Source organism: Mycobacterium sp. IDUB_39 (genome assembly GCF_055419205.1).
The window spans coordinates 742,404-760,160 of record NZ_JBVAXF010000002.1 but is presented as its reverse complement, the minus strand read 5'-3'; the positions used below and the strand labels follow the sequence as shown (position 1 = coordinate 760,160).

The window sequence follows — 17,757 nt, the reverse complement described above, 5'->3', positions numbered from 1 at the left end:
ATGAAGGATGGTGATCGGTGCCCGGGCGGATAGGTCGTGCGCGCGAATCGTGGAGAACCCGCCGCGCAGCCAAAGCTGCTGCCCGGCCGGATAATCGGCTCGCATTGGCGGACGAAGCCTTGTTGGCGGAGCATCACGCCGCCGATATGAACGTGGTCATACAGGTCACGTGGCTCTATGAGCACGCCATCGATCTCGAAGCGCTGCGGCGCTTTCACCAGAATCTCGGCCAGGGGTTACTGGGACGGCGCATCGAGCGCCCGGCGCTGCCGATCGCCCGGCATAGATGGGTCCTGGACCGAGGACCTGCCGACCTCGACATCGCCGAGCGCGCCCGCCCGCGCGCTGACTTCAGCGACTGGATCGACGAACGCTCACAAACGCCCATCGACGCCATGGCCGGGCCCGGCTGGCACCTCGGCGTCCAGCCCCTCGATGACGGCTCGACCGCGATCAGCCTGGTGCTCTCACACAACCTGATCGACGGTCTCGGGCTTGCCCTGGTGATAATCGAAGCGGCCCTGGGTAAGACGCGCGATCTTGGCTACCCACCGCCCCTGTCACGCACTCGAAAAATGCGTGCGGTGGGTCAGGACGCCCGACTGACGGCGCGCGACGTCCCCGAGGCTGGCCGGGCGCTCGTCACCGCGGTCAAACTGGCCCGGAGGCAGGCCCGTAGCAAGCCCGAGGGTGACCGCGTACCGGCAGCACGGCCCGTCCCCGTCACCTCCGTTGGCGACGACACCGTCTTGGTGCCTGCCATCACGGTCTACGTCGACCTGGCCGATTGGGATGCCTGTGCGGAGGCTCGGCACGGAGCGAGTCACACGCTGGCCGCAGCGTTCGCCGCGAAGCTCGGGGAGCGCATCGGGCGCCGACGCGCCGATGACGGCGTCGTCACCCTGCAGATCCCCATCAGCGATCGCACCGAGGAGGACACGCGGGCGATGGCGCTGTCGTACACGCGCGTCAGCGTCGACCCGACGCCGCTGACCACGGATCTGCGCGAGCTCCGGGCCACCGTGAAGCAAACGCTGAAGACTCTGAAGGAGACACCGGACGAGGCAAAGCAGCTCATGTGGCTGCCGTCGTTCGCGCCGAAGCGGGCGCTGCGGCGGATGGTCGCCAAGTTGCCCGCTGACCCCGATCAGTCGGTGTTCTGTTCCTACCTCGGAGACCTGCACTCGATCATCGGCTGCCCTGCCGGCACCATCGCCGAGATTGAGAACGCTCGAGGAACTGGTCAACGCGAATCGCGGCAGTTGCTAGAGCGAATCGGCGGCCGAATGATCATTCTGTCTGGGCGCATCAACGGCAAGATCTTCATCAGCGTCGGCGCCTACCAACCGGGCGCAGAGAACACCAAGGACGCTTTGCGTGAGGTGGCTGCGCAAACGCTGGCCGATTTCGGCCTGACTGGCGACATCGACTAAACGCCAGTGGGTGGACGCCGCAGCGCGACGCCCACCCACTGGCAAAGCTCAAGGGGCTCGCGCCCCGTTTCGATCAGAAGTTATTGCAGGTATTGAACGCCGCTGCGATCGTGCCGATGTAGGGCTGGAATGCTGGCGCGGCCGACACATTCTGGGCCTGCCTCGTCCGCGCTTCTGGCCCCGCCTCGATGAAGTCGCGCAAGCCCTTCTGCAGGATCGGCGTTTGACTGAATACCGTGCCAACCTGCGGATCTTGCGCGTTGAGTGCCGACACCAGTTGCGGATACGTGCAGGTGGTGTTGATGGCTGGGCCCAGGTCAGGAGCTGCGGAGGCGACCCCCGCCCCAGCGGTCAACGTCAGTGCCAGTCCCCCAAGCCCGACAGCCAGCCTGGTCAACGACAGTTGGATCATATTCCGACTTCTTCCCTCCAATTGATCCCGACCATTCCGACTGTAATCGGCCGGGGCAAATCTCGCCCAAACTTTGCCCAACCAGCAACCACCGCGGCGAGTGGCTAGGACTCCTGTGTCACAAGCTGATCGGGTCGGGGGTCGGGATCGGGTCGCATCGGGCCCAGTACGGCACTGGCGGGGCGCTGGCGTACCCGCAGCGGCCACCAGAACCACCGCCCCATCAACGCGGCGATCGCGGGCGTCATGAACGCGCGCACCACCAAGGTGTCGAACAACAGACCGATACCGATGGTCGAACCCACCTGCCCGATGATGCGCAGGTCGCTGACCACCATCGACATCATGGTCACGGCGAACACCAGGCCGGCGGCCGTCACCACCTTGCCGGTGCCACCCATTGCTCGAATGATGCCGGTGTTGATCCCGGCGTGTATCTCCTCTTTCATCCTGGAGACCAGTAGCAGGTTGTAGTCGGAGCCGACTGCCAAGAGCACGATCACCGACATGGCGAGCACGAGCCAGTGCAATTCGATGCCGAGAATGTGCTGCCAGATGAGCACCGAGAGCCCGAACGCCGCGCCCAGTGAGAGCGCCACCGTACCCACGATGACCAGCGCGGCGACGAAACTTCGCGTCATGACGAGCATGATGCCGAAGATGAGGCAGAGCGCCGCGACACCAGCGATCAGGAGATCGTAGGTCGAGCCGTCTCGCAGATCCTTGAAAGTCGCCGCGGTCCCGGCGAGGTGGATGGAGGCGTTCTCCAGCGGCGTCACCTTGAGCGCCTCCTCGGCCGCCGTCCGCACGGCGTCAACCCGCGAGATGCCCTCCGGCGTCCCGGGATCGCCCCTGTGCGTCAGGATCAGCCGAACAGATTTCCCGTCCGGTGAGAAGAACAGGCTCATGGCCCGTTTGAAGTCCTCGTTCTCGAAGACCTCTGGAGGCAGGTAGAAGGAGTCGTCGTTTTGAGCGGCGTCGTAGATCTTGCCCATCGACGTCGCGTTTGCGGCCGTCTCATCCATGATGGCAAACATTCCCGACATGGTGCTGTGCATCGTCAGCGTCATGGTCCGCATCGACTGCATGGTGACGATCATCGGCGGGAACAGGGTGAGCAACTCCTGCTGCAACCCATCCAATTGCTCTACGCGCGCGAGGATCTGGTGCATCTTCACACCAACCTGGTCGACTCCGTCGAGACCCTGAAACACGGATCTGATCGCGAAGCACACCGGAATACTCGAGCAGTGCGGCTCCCAGTACAGGTAATTGCGGATTGGCTTGAAGAAATCGTCGAAATTCGCAATGGAATTACGCAACTCGTCAGTGAGCTCCGATATTTCCCTGTTCACGAGAAGCGTGTCATGGGTGACGTCGCGGATCTGTTTCATCAGCCCATACGTGCGCTGCATTTGGTTGATCATCTTCGTCATGCTGTCGGCCTGCTTCAGCATGTCGTTCATTCGTGCCTTGCCAAACGGCAGGATCTGAATCATGCCCGCGCTCTGCAGGCTTATCTGAAACGGTATCGAGGTCTTCTCGATCGGGGTTCCCTCGGGCCGAGTGATGCTCTGCACCGTGGCTATGCCCGGAACGGCAAAGACGCTCTTGGCGAGTTTGTGCAGAACCACAAAGTCTGTCGGATTCCGCATATCGTGATCGGCCTCGATAATCATGAGGTCGGGCGTCATCCGCGACTCGGGAAAATGTCGATCAGCGACCGCATACCCCTCGTTGGCGGGGATGTCCTGCGGCACATACAGTCGATCGTCGTAGCTGGTCTGATATGCCGGCAGCGCCAGAAGCCCGACGAATGCGACCGCGCACGTCGCGGCCAGGATGGGTCCGGGCCACCGAACGATCGCCGTGCCGATCTTCCGCCAGCGCCGAACCAAGACCTTCCGCTTGGGCTCAAAAAGCCCAAAACGGCTGCCCACGGCAATGACTGACGGAACCAGTGTGACGGCCACTGAGACCGCGACGACCATTCCGATAGCGGTGGGTGCGCCCATGGTTTGGAAATACGGCATCCGGGTGAAGCTCAGACAGAGAACTGCTCCGGCGATTGTCAAACCGGAAGCCACGACCACCTTGGCGACACTGCGATAGGTGGTGTAGAACGCCGTTTCCTTGTCCTCACCGGCTTGCCGCGCCTCATGATATCGCCCGGTGAAGAATATGCCGTAATCCGTTCCAACCGCGATCCCGAGCGATATCAGCAGGTTGACCGCGAATGTCGAAAGCCCCAGAACTTGGTGATCGCCGAGAAATGCGACGACTCCTCGGGCCACCTGTACTTGAATTCCCACCATGAGGAGCAGCAGAAGAACGGTGGTGATCGAGCGGTACACGAAGAGCAACATCGTGAGGATCACCACCAGTGTCACCAGGGTGATCTTCACGAGGGACGAATCGCCGGCGTGCGTCATATCCGTTATCAACGGTGTGGGACCTGTGACGTAGGACTTCACGCCCGGCGGCGCCGGTGTCCGATCCACGATGTCGCGGACGGCGTCCACGGATTGGTTCGCCAGGGCCTCGCCTTGGTTACCCGCAAGATTCAGTTGGACGTAGACACTCTTGCCGTCGGCGCTCTGCACACCCGTCGCCGTGAGCGGATCCCCCCAGTAATCCTGGACGTGCTGCACATGCGTGGTATCGGCTCGCAACTGACGAACCAGATCGTCGTAATAGGTGTGCGCATCATCGCCGAGGGGTGCGTCACCCTCCATGACGATCATCGCCACGCTGTCCGAGTCGGATTCCTTGAAGGTCTCACCCATGCGCTTCATGGCCTCGAACGACGGCGCATCCTTGGGAACCAGGGATACCGAGTTTTCCCGCCCGACTTGTTCCAGCGTTGGCACAGCGAAGGTCAGGATGGCAACGACCACCAGCCAGCCCAGGATGATCGGCACCGATAGCCGATAGATGGTCCGAGCGATGAATGGTGGCCGGACGCTTGTCAGTTGGGTGCTCATACGGCCTTCGCCAAGCAGAAGGTCAACGCGTCCATCGCGGTCAGCGCTCTTCCTTCTGCAGGAGGGAGCGCACCAGTGGAGTGGCCCCTGTCCGGCGTCGTGACGCACCAACAGGGTGGCGGTGCACCACCTGCGGCCACCAGAACCACCGCCCCAGCAGCGCCGCGATCGCAGGCGTCATGAACGCGCGGACTATCAACGTGTCGAACAACAGACCGACACCGATGGTGGCACCAAGCTGTCCGATCGTGACGAGGTCACTGACCACCATCGACAACATCGTGAAGGCGAACACGAGACCCGCGGCGGTCACCACCTTGCCGGTGCCGCCCATCGCCCGGATGATGCCGGTGTTTATCCCGGCATGTATCTCCTCTTTCATCCGTGACACCAGCAGCAGGTTGTAGTCGGAACCGACCGCCAAAAGGATGATCACCGACATCGCGAGAACAACCCAGTTCAAGGGGATGCCCAGAATGTGCTGCCAGATGAGCACCGAGAGCCCGAATGCCGCGCCCAAGGACAGCGCCACCGTACCCACGATGACCAGGGCGGCGACAAAACTCCGCGTGACAATCAGCATGATGCCGAAGATGAGACAGAGCGCCGCGGTCGCCGCGATCAAGAGGTCGTAGGTGGACCCGTCGACGATGTCCTTCGCTGACGCCGCGGTGCCGGTGAGATAGATGCTGGCGTTCTGCAGCGGGGTTCCCTTGAGCGCCTCCTCCGCCGCGATCTGGATGGGTTCGACGAGCGCCATACCCTCGGGTGTCGCGGGGTCGCCCCGTTGGGAAATGAGCATCCGAGCCGCCTTCCCGTCGGGTGACAGGAAGATGTCCATGACGCGTTTGAAGTCCTCGTTCTCGAAGACCTCTGGAGCTAGGAAGAATGAGTCATCGTTCTGGGCGGCGTCGAAAGCCTTACCCATCGCGGTGGCGCCATCAGTTGACGCCTCCATTTGCGACATGATCCCGGTCATGGTGCTGTGCATCGTCAGCATCATGTGCCGCGTGTCCTTCATGGTCTGGATCATCACCGGAAACTGTTCGACCATTTGCGGCAGGAGTACATCCAGTTTGTCGAGGTTCTCGACTAGACCACGCATCTTTGCGCTGATCTGATCGACCCCGTCAAGCGTGTCGAAAACGGACTTGACCGCGAAGCAAACCGGAATGTCGTAGCAATGCGGTTCCCAATATAGGTAATTGCGTATCGGCCTGAAGAAATCGTCGAAATTCGCAATGTGGTCCCGCAACTCATTGGTGATGTCTTCCAACTCATGCGTTGTGGTGACCATCTCATGAGTCGCGGTGACCATCTGCTGGGTCAACGACTCCATGCGCTCCATGATGCCGATCGTTTCCAGCATGTCATCGGCCTGGACCAGCAGGTCTTCCATCCGATTCTTCTGGAACGGCATCAACTGCGACTGGGACGCGCTGCTCATGCTGAGCATGTACGGAATCGTCGTGTGTTTGAGCGGCTCGCCTCCTGGGCGCGTTACCGACTGCACCCTGGAAACGCCGGGGACGGCCTGGATACTCTTGGCCAGTTTGTTGAGCACCAGAAAGTCTGAAGGATTCCGCATATCGTGATCGGCCTCGATCAACAGAATATCGGGGGCCATCATCAACGACTGGGGGAAGTGCCGCGCAGCGGCCGCGTAGCCCACATTGGCGGGGATATCCTGCGGAATGTACTTCTGGTCGTTGTAGCTGGGCTGGTATGCGGGTAGTGCCAATAGCCCGATGAAGCTGACCGCGAATGTCGCGATGAGAATCGGCCCGGGCCACCGAACAATCGCCGTGCCGATCTTCCGCCAGCGACGAACCATGATCTTGCGCTTGGGCTCGAAAAGCCCGAAGCGGCTACCCACGGCGATGACTGCCGGCACGAGCGTGACGGCCACCGCGACCGCGACGACCATGCCCACGGCGGTGGCAACACCAAGAGACTGATAAACGGGTAGCCGGGTGAAGTGCAGACAGAGAACCGCTCCGGCGATCGTCAAACCGGAACCCAAGACCACCTTGGCGACACTGCGATAGCAGGTGTAGAACGCGGTTTCCTTGTCCTCACCAGCCTGACGCGCCTCCTGATAGCGGCCGGTGAAGAATATGCCGTAATCCGTTCCAGCCGCGATCGCGAGCGCTACCAGCAGATTGACGACGAACGTGGTGATACCAATGATCCCCATGTCGCCGAGTAACGCGACAAATCCTCGGGCCACCGTCAATTCAATTCCGACGATGACCAGCATCAGAATGACGGAGATGACGGATCGGTACACGAGCAGCAACATCGTGAAGATCACCGCGAGGCTCAACACCGTGACCAACAGGACTGTCCTGTTGCCGGCGGGGCCCAGATCTGCGGCGAACGCGGCCGGGCCAGTGACATAGGCCTTGATCCCCGGCGGCGCAGGCGTCCCGTCCACGATGGCTCGGACGGCTTCCACTGACTTATTCGCCGAGACACCCTCCGTGGGAGGGGCCAGGTTCAACTGCGCATACGCGGCCTTGCCGTCGATACTCTGCGCAGCGGCCTGTGTGATCGGATCGCCCCAGAAATCCTGGACGTGCTGCACATGCTCGGTGTCGGCTTCCAGTTGACGAATCATCGCGTCGTAGTACTCGTGTGCGGCGTCGCCGAGGGGTGCCTCACCCTCCAAGACGATCATCGCCACAATGCTGGAATTTGACTCGCCGAATACCTCACCCATGCGCTCCATCGCCCGGAACGACGGTGCAGCATCCAGATTCATCGCTACCGCATGTTCCTTCTCGACCTGCTCGAGAGAGGGAACGGTCATGCTCAGCACAACGGCGATCGCCAACCACCCAAGGATGATCGGCACCGCCAACCGACGGATCATCCGCGCTATGCGTGGCGGCCGCTGGCTTATCTGCAGCGGCTCCGTTGAAGGTTCGCTGGGCGCGGTCATGCGGCCTTCAGTTGACAGAAGGTGAACGCGCTCACGCCCTGCTTTATCTTCTCGTCCTTGACATCATCGCCGACGAGGATGCGGCACCCGATGCTGTCCGAGTCGCCCTGCGCGGTGACGTTTCCGATAGACGTCGCCTCCGAGATCGGGAACTCCACCGACCACGGCAGCGTCGCGTCCTTAACGAGCTGTGGCTCAGCATCGGCGTCGAAATAGCTGATGGTCGCCACTGTTCCCGGGGGGCCGAACACCTCGTACACCATGTGCTTGGGGTCGTGGGGTCTTTTCTCCTCACGCTCGGCGCTGGCGTAGGTGGGGCGAGTCTCGCTGCCGAAGACACCATGCAACCGCGACACAGTGAATCCTCCTGCAATTCCCACCACTACAAGGACTAGTGGGATCCACAGCCGCGTCAGAATCCTGAAAATCGCGAGTTACCTCCGCCTATTTCCGCGCCCGGCACCGAGTCGAGTGCTCGAACCTACAACTACACATCGGACGCGATCACGATAGAGCGGACCTCGAATGCGGCAGCATTCCCGGCTCGCCGTGCACCGGATACCGCAAACTTTCGGCACCTTGGTGAACGCGTTCCAATCCCGACGAGTAAACCATGTCGGTCACTACCTAGCGGGTCAAACGAAAAGTTGACGGGAAACCCCCAGACGCCTTGACATCACCTGGACCCACGCTCCCCGGCGCACCAACCAACAATGCATCGATGACTGCGACTGCCATTTCTTGGCTAGGCGTGACGGCCCGATGGCAGCTACTAAGTCCCTTTGCTCGCTGGCCACTCGTCGACATCGCGACGGCCACACGAGCGCTAGATCGTGGTGACGTTCTCCGGGCCCCAGTAGGCCTTCATCGAGGTGATCTCGCCGTCGGCGTTGAAGTGCATGACCTCGATAGGCTCGATGCGCAGCTTCGTATCACCCATCGTCACGGTGATCGCGAAGACGAATGCCGCCTCATTGCCCCCGACTCGGATGTGCAGCAGCTCAGTGGCGATCTCGGCGTTGGTTGTCGCTCCGTAGAAGCCGGCGATGGCCTCACGTCCGATGTGGATCTCGCCGCCGCCTACCGGGTCCTCCAGTGTGGCGTCCTCGGCGTAGAGGGCGGCCACGTCTGCGGGGGTGCCGGTGGCGACCGTGTCGAGGTAGCGCTTGACGTTGGCGGCGGGGTCGACGGTCATGCGCCGCACGCTACACGGCAGCACCGAGTGCGGTGGCCAGATCCCCCGGGGTGGTGACGGGAAGGTCGCACACCCTTCCACGACAGACGTACGCGGCGTCCCGCCCGCCGATCCGGTCACGGCCTGCGAGCAGCTCGGAGGAGTCCACCGCACCGCCCACGACCACCGCACCTCCGGGCGCGAGCATCCTTGCCGCGGCCAGCAATTCGGAGGCACCGGGATCGCAGGCGACGGCGATCTGAATCGGCCCGCGCACAGCGGCCTCGGCGACCGCCAGCCAGTGCCCACCCGAGCGCGGCGCCCTCGCCAGGATCGGTGTGGCCGCGTTCAGGGCCGCGACCGCTGCGGCCTGATACCGGTCCGCGTGCGGGCTGGGCGCCAGATGCGCGGCGAGTTGCAGCGCCTCGGCGATCAGCGCGGCCCCTGACGGCGTTGCCCCGTCGATCGGGTCGGCGGGACGCACCACAAGCGCTTCGGCGTCGTCGGCGGTGTCGAACCAACGGCCGGCACGTTCCGGGTCGGCGAAGTGGTCCAGCGCGATGTCGAGCAGCAGGCACGCGGTGTCCAGCCACCGCTGATCGGTGGTGATCTGGTGCAGCGTCAGCAGAGCGGTCGCCAGCGCCCCGTGATCCTCCAGTGTCGCGGCGCTCTCTCCGACGACACCACCCAGACTGGCTCGTCGCAGCCGACCGTCAACCACATGGAGGTCGACGATCGCGCGGGCACATGACGTTGCGGCGTCCAGCAATTCGGGCTCTCCGAGAACATGCGACGCCTCGGCGAGCGCGGTGATCGCCAGCCCGTTCCAGGACGTGACCACCAAGGCATCACGGCTGGGCTGCGGCCGTTCGGCGCGCACCCGCGCCAAACGCGCGCGAACACGCTCGAACCTGTCGCCGTCGTCGGCATCGACAGGTAGCTGCAGCACCGACGCGCCGTTCTCGAAGGTGCCGTCGGGCGTGACGACGAAAGTCGTTGCCGCCCAGTTTCCGTCATCGTCACCGAGAGCATCGTCCAGCTGCGCGGGCGTCCAGGCGTAGGTCAGCCCCTCGACACCGTCGGTGTCGGCGTCCAGCGACGACGTGAACATCCCGCCGGCGCTCAGCTCATCCACGATGAACCGCGCGGTCTCCCGGGTGACCCTGAGTGCCAGGGGGTTCACCGTGCGGCGAGTCCAGTGCCCATACGCCCGCAGCAGCAGCGCGTTGTCGTAGAGCATCTTCTCGAAGTGCGGCACCACCCATGCCTCATCGACGCTGTACCGCGCGAAGCCACCGGCCAGCTGGTCGTAGATGCCGCCGCGCGCCATCGCGATGCACGTCCTCTCGACGGTCGACAACGGTTGCTGAGCGCCGGTGCGTTCGTGACTTCGCAGTAGCGCCTCGAGCAGGGCAGACGGCGGGAACTTGGGTGCGGAACCGAACCCACCGTTGATTGGGTCCTCATCGCCGACCACGCTCGCGACGGCGCGGTCGCACAGATCGGGGTCAAGCGCAGGGCCCCCGCCGGGTAGGCCCGACGACATGGACCGCAGCTCATTGGCAATCTCGTCGGAGGCCTGTTCCACCTCGGCGCGACGGTTGCGCCAGGTCTCCTCGACCGCCTCGAGCAATTGCAGCAGACCCGCCTTCGGGTAGTAGGTGCCGCAGAAGAACGGACGACCGTCCGGGGTGAGGAAGCACGTCATGGGCCAACCACCCTGACCCGTCATCGCGACGGTGGCGTTCATGTACACGGCATCGAGATCAGGGCGTTCCTCGCGGTCGACCTTGATGCAGACGAAGCCGGCGTTCATGGCCGCGGCAACCTCGTCGTCGGCGAATGACTCGTGAGCCATCACGTGACACCAGTGGCAGGCGGCATAGCCGATCGACAGCAGGATCGGCAGGTCGCGCTCAGCGGCCTCGGCCAGCGCCGCCGGTGTCCACTGCCGCCAGTGCACCGGGTTGTCGGCGTGCTGGCGCAGGTAGGGGCTGGTGGCCGCCCCGAGTTCGTTAGCCCTCGGGCTCACGCCGCGGGTTCTCGGCATCTGTCGCGATGGTGGTGCCCTCGTCAGCGGCCTGATCCGGCTCCGGATGCTCGCGATCGAACGACTCCGGTAACCGCCTGAGGTGCCGGTTCATCGACCACACGAGGAAGAACGTGCCAATGAGCAGGACCACCACGACGAGCAGGCCGAATGGACTGGCCTTGCCGAAGTCCGGCCCCGTCTCGCGGGGTCCCTCCTCGGCCAGCAGGCCCGCGATGATCAGCAGCGAATCGGTCATGGCTCAATCCCCGCGAACAGGTCTTCCTCGGGAAAACGGACGGGAACCCTGGATCGGGCCAACTCAAACTCCTCGGTGGGCCACAGCCGCTGCTGCCACTCGATGGGCGCCGCGAAGAAGTCGCCCTCCGGGTCGATCTGGGTGGCGTGCGCGCGCAACGCATCGTCACGCTGCGCGAAGTACTTGGAGCACTCGATGCGGGTGGTCACGCGGTGTTCGAAGATGTCGAGCTCCGGATCCCAGTGCTTCAACCACTTGTCGAACGGACCGTGCTGTCCGTGCTTGGCGAACTCGTCCTGAATCAATTGCATCCGCTTCCGAAGGAACCCGTGGTTGTAGTAGAGCTTGGACACGTTCCACGGCTCACCTGCCTCTGGGTACCGAAGGTAGTCGCCTGCCGCCTCGTACGCGGCCACTGACACCTCGTGGCAGCGGATGTGGTCCGGGTGCGGGTATCCGCCGTTCTCGTCATAGGTGGTCAGCACGTGCGGCCTGAACTCGCGGATGAGGCGGACCAGCGCGCCCGTCGACTCCTCGAGCGGGGCCAGCGCGAAGCAGCCCTCCGGCAGCGGCGGGAGTGGATCGCCCTCGGGCAGCCCGGAGTCCTCGAAACCCAGCCACGCGTGCTCGACACCGAGGATCTCGGCGGCCTTGGCCATCTCGTCGCGGCGGACCTCGTGAATCCGTCCGTGCACCTCGGGCAGGTCCATCGCCGGATTGAGGATGTCCCCACGCTCTCCCCCGGTGAGCGTCACCACCATCACGCGGGCGCCTTCATCGGCGTAGCGCGCAGTGGTAGCCGCGCCCTTACTGGACTCATCGTCGGGGTGGGCGTGCACCGCCATCAACCGCAGTTCGCTCACTCGTGTCTACCTGCTCGCTTCGCTCGTCGGGACTCGCCGCTCGGTTCCAACAACTTGGGGTAGCCCTATAGTTCCAGTCGTACTCGACCCATCCGAACTCAGACCCATGCCCAAGCCATTGCTCAGGGTCCTAAGGGAACGTCAAACCTCTCATGATCGAGCGTCCGACCGCCCGCTACGGGCGTCAGCGTCTGTCGCGCAGCGGCCGCCGTCGCATCGCGATCGGCATGACCCTGTTCATCGTCGTGCTGGGCGTGATCATCGCGACCATCGGCTACCAGCGCCTGGGGACCAGCGATGTGAAGGGCGAACTGACGGCCTATCGCCTGGTCGACGATCGGACCGTGGAGGTCACCGTCGGCGTCACGCGCGATGATCCCTCCCGGCCGGTGGTGTGCATCGTGCGAGCACGATCGGTCGACGGTAGCGAGACGGGCAGACGCGAGATCCTGGTTCCGCCGTCGTCACAGGTCACCGTGCAGGTGGACGCCATCGTGAAGACCACGAAGCCGGCTGCCGTCGGCGATGTCTACGGCTGCGGAACAGACGTTCCCGGCTACCTGGTGGCGCCCTGATCGGGCCGCCCGAGCGGCCCTCCCGGCAACCTCCCGACCAACGCCCGGCGGCAAAAGCGTAAAGAGCGGCTGACCTCGCGGTGGTACCATCGATGGGTACACGGTTCCCATCCTGGGACCGTGTATTGCTGCATATGCGCGCGACTAGGCGCTTGCGATCGCGGCAATACACATGAACTTGCACCAACGAATGCGGGACCTACGACAGGAGCGCGACGATATGACCGACACTCAGGTCAACTGGCTGACCCAGGAAGCACACGATCGTCTGAAGGCCGAGCTGGACCAGCTGATCGCTCATCGACCCGTCATCGCCGCCGAGATCAACGACCGCCGCGAAGAGGGCGACCTGCGCGAGAACGGTGGCTACCACGCGGCTCGCGATGAGCAGGGCCAAGAAGAGGCCCGCATCCGCCAGCTGCAGGAGCTCCTCAACAACGCCAAGGTCGGCGAGGCGCCCAAGCAGTCCGGCGTCGCGCTGCCCGGCTCGGTGGTCACGGTGTACTACAACGGTGACCAGTCCGACGAGGAGACGTTCCTGATCGCCACCCGCCAGGAGGGCGTCAGCGACGGCAAGCTCGAGGTCTACTCGCCCAACTCGCCGCTTGGCGGCGCGCTGATCAACGCCAAGGAAGGCGAGACCCGGGAGTACACGGTCCCCAACGGCAACACCGTCAAGGTGACGTTGGCGAAGGCCAAGCCGTACCACTCCTAGTGGGCCGTTAGCCCTTCACAGCACTCTGCAGTCGCGACTCAGTTCGCGGCGAGAGGCTGCACTGATCTACGGTCCGTTACGTGGCGCAGATCGCCGAGGACCTGTTCCTCCTGCTGTTGGACAACGCTGCCGCGCAGCCCGCGCTGGAGCGTGACCGTCGCGAGCGGTTGCTCGCGGCGGCGGCGCTGCTCGACCTCGCACACGCGTGTCGCATCCGGCCCGCCGTGACCGGCGATCCGGTGGAGTCGGGCATGCTTGTGGCGCTCGACGGCCGCGGTCCAGTGGACCCGGCGGTCAGACCCGCGCTGGAACTGCTTCAGCGGCGACCGCTCACACCCCGCACCGCGGTGTCGAAGCTGCGCATGGGCGCGCAGGAACACGTCGCCACACACCTCGAGCGCCTCGGCGAGATCCGCCGAGTCGACTTGCCCTCCAGGCGATCCGCCGCACCGCACGCGTGGCCGTTCACCAATCGGCACCGGGTCGGCCCGGCACGTGCAGCCGTGTTGTCCACGCTGTTCGACCGCACGCCGCCCACCCCGTCGACCGCGGCGATTGTCACGCTGCTGCACGCGGGCGACGGCCTCGGCGCGCTGTTGAGCCTCAACGACCGGGGCTGGCGGTGGGTGCACGCCCGCGCCAGCGAGATCTCCAGCGGTAGTTGGGTCGACGAGTCACCGACGACGCTGGCTGAGGTCAACCTGGCCGTCACCGCCTCGGCGGTGCGGTCAGCGCTGCTGTAGGGACTGGTCGAGGTCGCCCAGCAGGTCGGCGATGTCCTCGATGCCGACCGACAGCCGCACCAGATCCGCGGGTACCTCGAGTTGTGAGCCCTCCGTGGATGCGTGGGTCATCGCACCGGGATGCTCGATGAGCGACTCCACACCGCCGAGCGACTCGGCCAGGATGAAGATCTCGGTGCGCGCGCACAACATGTGTGCGGCGTCCCGGCCACCGCGTAATCGCACCGACACCATCCCGCCGAAGCCCGACATCTGGCGCGCGGCGACATCGTGGTTCGGGTGGCTGGGCAGACCCGGGTAGAGCACGCTCTCGACGGCGGGGTGCTCGTGCAGGAACTCCGCGACGCGCGCGGCGTTCTCACTGTGCCGCTGCATCCGCAGTGGCAGCGTCTTCAGTCCGCGCATGGTGAGGTAGGCGTCGAACGGCCCCGGCACCGCACCGGCGCCGTTCTGCAGAAACGCGAACGCCTCGTCGAGTTCCTCGTCGTTCGTCACCAGCGCACCGCCGACCACGTCGGAGTGCCCGCCGATGTACTTGGTGGTCGAGTGCAGCACCACGTCCGCGCCGAGTGCCAACGGCTGTTGCAGCGCCGGCGACGCGAATGTGTTGTCCACCAACACCTTCACCCCCGACGTCGACGCGAGCTGTGCGATCGCCGAGATATCGGCGATCGACAGCAGCGGGTTGGTCGGCGTCTCGACCCAGATGAGCCTGGTCTTGTCTGTGATCGCGCTCTTGACGTCGTCGACGTTGGTCAGCGCCGCAGGCGTATGGGTGACACCCCACTGGGAGAACACCTTGTCGATCAGACGGAACGTGCCGCCGTAGGCATCGTCGGGAATGACGACGTGATCACCCGGCCGCAGGATCGCGCGCAGTGCGCAGTCGGTGGCCGCCATACCCGAGCTGAAGGCCCGCCCGAAGGTCCCGCCCTCGACGGCCGCGAGCGCGGTCTCCAGCGCCGATCTGGTCGGGTTGCCGGTACGGGCGTACTCGAAGCCGCCGCGCAGCCCACCGACGCCGTCCTGGGCGAACGTGGAGCTGGCGTAGATCGGCGCGTTCACTGCGCCGGTGGCCGGATCGGGCCGGTAACCGGCGTGAATGGCCTTCGTCGCGGGACCGTAGGCCTGATACGCGTCTGTCTTCGACCGCTTCTCGCTCATGGTCGATCAGGGTAGCGCTGTCGAACTCAGCTCTCGAATGCAGACAGTCGTGACGAGCTTGTCGGCGAAGGTCTGATGACGGTTGTCCCACAACGGCCACAGGAAGCCCAGCCCGAGGCTGACCAGATTCACGAGCTGTGCCGCGAGCCGGACGAGAGCCCAGAGCACGCCAACCGGTTGACCCGACTCCGCGCCCACCACGGCCAGGCCCATAGCTGACTTGCCGAGCGTGGCGCCTCTGCGGCCCTGCCGGTACCCGAAGTTCCACGCGCCGTAGCCGACGACGCCCAGCCACGCCGCGACGAAGGCCACCACACCCGCAACGCTGATACCCGAACCGCATTGAGCAGCCAGGTCAAGCGCCGACGTGTCACCGTCGCAGGCGCGAATTCTGGTGAGCCACATGAGCCCCAACGCCAGCACCTCGATGCCCAGGATGGGCAGCGCGTCGATCACGACCGCCCCGGCACGCCGCAGCCATGGCGCGTACTGCGTGCCGGTCTTGGTGACCACTGGTTCCCCTCCTGGACATTGCGGCTGGTTCAAGCAGAACACGACGGCCCCGCGGTGGTGAGCCGCGGGGCCGCCGTGCCACTGTCTTTGGGCCGGACTACGGGGTCTGAGGCGCGACCTGACCGCCACTGAGCCGGCGGTAGGTGAACACCAGGAACAGCGCCGCCACCGGAATGGCCACCAGCAGGCCAACACCGCAGAGCAGCGAGCCGACGAAGGTGGTCGCGGCGATGACCAAGTAGGCCAAGAGCACCTGCACGAAGTTCGCCTTGACGATCTCGAAACTGCCCTTGATCGCATCGATGGCACCGGTTCCGCGATCGACGACGATGACCGTCGTGAAGATCGCGAACAACGCCACGACGAGGCCGGGCACCACACAGAGCGCGTAACCGATGGAGGTCAGCACTCCGACGATCACGGTGGCGATGATGACGTTGGCGACGTTGCGCGGCTTGAAGAACGAGCCGATCGTCACCGGTTGCCCATTGGCGATGTCCAGCACACCACTGAGGAACGCCGACTGGACCGCGGCGACCAGTACGAGCATCAGGAGGCCGCCGAGGATGAGCACGACGATGCTGGCGGCGCCCAATCCCGCGTTGTACGAGTACGAGAAGCTGGTATCGGTCTCATACGACTCGAAGGTGGTGTCCGGTGCCAGGGCCATCGCGGTGCCGTACACGATCCCGTAGACGATGCTCAGGATGATCGCGTACACCAACGTGGGGACGAGCAGCGGAACCGCGTTCTTGCTGAACTTGTTCCACGCCCACGAGAAGGCTTCGCCGACGCTGTAGACCGGCGCCCCGTATCCCGGCCCACCCGCGGGCGGGTATCCCGGGGCGGGCGGGTATCCCTGCGGCGGCGGCGGGTAGCCACCCTGCGGAGGCGGCGGGTAGCCACCCTGCGGAGGCGGCGGGTAACCACCCTGCGGAGGCGGCGGGTAACCACCCTGCGGCGGTGGCGGGTAGCCGGCGGAGGGTGGCTGCTGCTGGTAGCCGCCGCCCTGCGGAGGCTGGTAACCGCCACCCTCCGGCGGAGGCGGGTAACCACCCGGCGGAGGCGGGTAGCTCCCGGATGGCGGTGGGGGCGGTTGTTGAGTCATGGCGCCGTGCTCCTGATGAGTTCGTACCGTTGATGTCTTGTACCGGGATGGTACTGATTGTGGTGTTGACCGAGAAACACGTCGGCCCGCGGCGGTCACCGCGGGCCGACGATTCTCGTTGGGGGACTTTATTAAAGGGGCACGCAGACGGTGGTCATGATCTTGTCGGCGATCGTCTGCCGCTTCGAATCCCACAACGGGAACAGGTACCCGATGTAGCAGATGAGCGAATCGACGATGTGCGCGAGCTGCCGCACGATCGACATACCGAAACCGATGGGCTGCCAAGTCTTCTCACTGACAACCTTGAACTTCATGACCGACTTGCCGATGCTCGACCCGGTGGTCCCCTGTCGGTACCCGTAGTTCCAGACCAGGTACGCCAAGCCGATCGCGTAGCAGATCCAAAACGCCGCGGCTCCCAGCGCTGAATTCTGGGTGACACAGAATTCGCCGAGATCGTACTCGGAAACCTGAGTGATGCAGTCCGTTTCCTGGGTGAGCATCTGAATGGCCCAGCCGATGCCGACGACGATGAAGAATGGCAGGAAATCGATGAGCCACGCCAGGACCCGGGTCACCCACGGCGTGTATGCCTCGGTCGGCAGCGCGGCGCCGGGGCCTCCAGGCGCACCCGCGGGAGGCGGGTAGCCACCACCCTGCGGCGGCGGAGGCGGTGGGTAGCTCCCACCAGGCGGCGGAGGCGGATAGTTCCCGGGGGGTGGCGGTTGATCGGTCATTGGCGCCTTCCAGTGATGAATTAGCTGGGAACAAGCGGTTTTACCCTACCTGAGAACCCCATCAGAAATGCGGGCAAAAACCGAATTCTGTCATCGCCTGC

General features: G+C 64.4%; 16 protein-coding genes. 4 read left to right on the top strand and 12 right to left on the bottom strand.

Annotated features, from left to right (window positions below; genetic code table 11):
* Nucleotides 1-17: 17 nt before the first annotated feature.
* Entirely contained in the window at nt 18-1,433 is a 1,416-nt protein-coding gene (locus tag ACZY0X_RS09940) for a condensation domain-containing protein (RefSeq protein WP_463769866.1), read from the top strand.
* A 73-nt stretch (nt 1,434-1,506) separates the two neighbouring features.
* Here the strand turns inward: ACZY0X_RS09940 and ACZY0X_RS09935 are convergent, their stop codons facing one another.
* The 8 genes from ACZY0X_RS09935 to mca form a co-directional block, all read right to left on the bottom strand.
* Entirely contained in the window at nt 1,507-1,845 is a 339-nt protein-coding gene (locus tag ACZY0X_RS09935) for a hemophore-related protein (protein ID WP_463769864.1), read from the bottom strand.
* A gap of 104 nt (nt 1,846-1,949) precedes the next feature.
* Entirely contained in the window at nt 1,950-4,829 is a 2,880-nt protein-coding gene (locus tag ACZY0X_RS09930) for an MMPL/RND family transporter (protein WP_463769862.1), read from the bottom strand.
* 40 nt (nt 4,830-4,869) lie between these two features.
* On the bottom strand, nt 4,870-7,773 hold the full coding sequence (locus ACZY0X_RS09925; protein ID WP_463769860.1) for an MMPL/RND family transporter: 2,904 nt from the start codon (nt 7,771-7,773) through the stop codon (nt 4,870-4,872).
* The gene (locus ACZY0X_RS09920; protein ID WP_463770600.1) at nt 7,770-8,180 is read right to left on the bottom strand and encodes an MmpS family transport accessory protein; all 411 of its coding nucleotides are present in this window, start codon (nt 8,178-8,180) and stop codon (nt 7,770-7,772) included. Before ACZY0X_RS09920 ends, ACZY0X_RS09925 begins: the two co-directional genes overlap by 4 nt.
* Before the next feature lie 419 nt (nt 8,181-8,599).
* Complete coding sequence (locus tag ACZY0X_RS09915; RefSeq protein WP_463769859.1) at nt 8,600-8,968, bottom strand: nuclear transport factor 2 family protein; 369 nt, start codon at nt 8,966-8,968, stop codon at nt 8,600-8,602.
* Nucleotides 8,969-8,978: 10 nt separating this feature from the next.
* On the bottom strand, nt 8,979-10,979 hold the full coding sequence (locus ACZY0X_RS09910; RefSeq protein ID WP_463769857.1) for a thioredoxin domain-containing protein: 2,001 nt from the start codon (nt 10,977-10,979) through the stop codon (nt 8,979-8,981).
* The gene (locus ACZY0X_RS09905; RefSeq protein ID WP_463769855.1) at nt 10,963-11,235 is read right to left on the bottom strand and encodes a hypothetical protein; all 273 of its coding nucleotides are present in this window, start codon (nt 11,233-11,235) and stop codon (nt 10,963-10,965) included. The genes ACZY0X_RS09910 and ACZY0X_RS09905 overlap by 17 nt, the downstream gene beginning before the upstream one ends.
* Nucleotides 11,232-12,098, bottom strand: a complete 867-nt coding sequence (gene mca / locus ACZY0X_RS09900; protein WP_463769853.1) for a mycothiol conjugate amidase Mca — start codon at nt 12,096-12,098, stop codon at nt 11,232-11,234. Before mca ends, ACZY0X_RS09905 begins: the two co-directional genes overlap by 4 nt.
* Before the next feature lie 152 nt (nt 12,099-12,250).
* Between mca and ACZY0X_RS09895 the strand changes: the two genes are divergently transcribed.
* From ACZY0X_RS09895 to ACZY0X_RS09885, 3 genes are all read left to right on the top strand, one after another.
* A complete protein-coding gene (locus ACZY0X_RS09895; protein ID WP_463769851.1) occupies nt 12,251-12,673 on the top strand; it encodes a DUF4307 domain-containing protein in 423 nt (140 codons plus the stop codon).
* 220 nt (nt 12,674-12,893) lie between these two features.
* A complete protein-coding gene (greA, locus tag ACZY0X_RS09890) occupies nt 12,894-13,388 on the top strand; it encodes a transcription elongation factor GreA (RefSeq protein WP_241403617.1) in 495 nt (164 codons plus the stop codon).
* Between the two features lie 80 nt (nt 13,389-13,468).
* Nucleotides 13,469-14,131 (top strand): GOLPH3/VPS74 family protein, encoded by a 663-nt coding sequence (locus ACZY0X_RS09885; RefSeq protein WP_463769849.1) that lies wholly within the window; start codon nt 13,469-13,471, stop codon nt 14,129-14,131.
* Here ACZY0X_RS09885 and ACZY0X_RS09880 read toward each other — a convergent pair.
* The 4 genes from ACZY0X_RS09880 to ACZY0X_RS09865 all read right to left on the bottom strand — a co-directional run bounded on the left by ACZY0X_RS09880 (nt 14,117) and on the right by ACZY0X_RS09865 (nt 17,656).
* Nucleotides 14,117-15,295: a cystathionine gamma-synthase gene (locus ACZY0X_RS09880; RefSeq protein ID WP_463769847.1), complete on the bottom strand. Its 1,179-nt coding sequence runs from the start codon at nt 15,293-15,295 to the stop codon at nt 14,117-14,119. The two genes, ACZY0X_RS09885 and ACZY0X_RS09880, sit on opposite strands and share 15 nt — an antisense overlap.
* Nucleotides 15,296-15,301: 6 nt before the next feature.
* Nucleotides 15,302-15,808 (bottom strand): RDD family protein, encoded by a 507-nt coding sequence (locus ACZY0X_RS09875; RefSeq protein ID WP_463769845.1) that lies wholly within the window; start codon nt 15,806-15,808, stop codon nt 15,302-15,304.
* 97 nt (nt 15,809-15,905) lie between these two features.
* Nucleotides 15,906-16,916, bottom strand: coding sequence for a hypothetical protein (locus ACZY0X_RS09870; RefSeq protein ID WP_463769843.1), 1,011 nt, complete (start codon nt 16,914-16,916; stop codon nt 15,906-15,908).
* A 131-nt stretch (nt 16,917-17,047) separates the two neighbouring features.
* Nucleotides 17,048-17,656 carry an RDD family protein gene (locus ACZY0X_RS09865; RefSeq protein ID WP_463769841.1) on the bottom strand — a complete coding sequence of 203 codons (609 nt, stop codon included), beginning with the start codon at nt 17,654-17,656 and terminating at the stop codon, nt 17,048-17,050.
* Nucleotides 17,657-17,757: the final 101 nt, after the last annotated feature.

Excerpts from the sequence above, each read along its gene's own strand:
- ACZY0X_RS09895 (WP_463769851.1), top strand. The coding sequence starts at position 12,251 with ATGATCGAGCGTCCGACCGCCCGCTACGGGCGTCAGCGTCTGTCGCGC.
- ACZY0X_RS09935 (WP_463769864.1), bottom strand. The coding sequence starts at position 1,845 with ATGATCCAACTGTCGTTGACCAGGCTGGCTGTCGGGCTTGGGGGACTG.
- ACZY0X_RS09865 (WP_463769841.1), bottom strand. The coding sequence starts at position 17,656 with ATGACCGATCAACCGCCACCCCCCGGGAACTATCCGCCTCCGCCGCCT.
- ACZY0X_RS09905 (WP_463769855.1), bottom strand. The coding sequence starts at position 11,235 with ATGACCGATTCGCTGCTGATCATCGCGGGCCTGCTGGCCGAGGAGGGA.
- ACZY0X_RS09915 (WP_463769859.1), bottom strand. The coding sequence starts at position 8,968 with ATGACCGTCGACCCCGCCGCCAACGTCAAGCGCTACCTCGACACGGTC.
- ACZY0X_RS09925 (WP_463769860.1), bottom strand. The coding sequence starts at position 7,773 with ATGACCGCGCCCAGCGAACCTTCAACGGAGCCGCTGCAGATAAGCCAG.
- ACZY0X_RS09930 (WP_463769862.1), bottom strand. The coding sequence starts at position 4,829 with ATGAGCACCCAACTGACAAGCGTCCGGCCACCATTCATCGCTCGGACC.
- ACZY0X_RS09880 (WP_463769847.1), bottom strand. The coding sequence starts at position 15,295 with ATGAGCGAGAAGCGGTCGAAGACAGACGCGTATCAGGCCTACGGTCCC.
- ACZY0X_RS09870 (WP_463769843.1), bottom strand. The coding sequence starts at position 16,916 with ATGACTCAACAACCGCCCCCACCGCCATCCGGGAGCTACCCGCCTCCG.
- greA (WP_241403617.1), top strand. The coding sequence starts at position 12,894 with ATGACCGACACTCAGGTCAACTGGCTGACCCAGGAAGCACACGATCGT.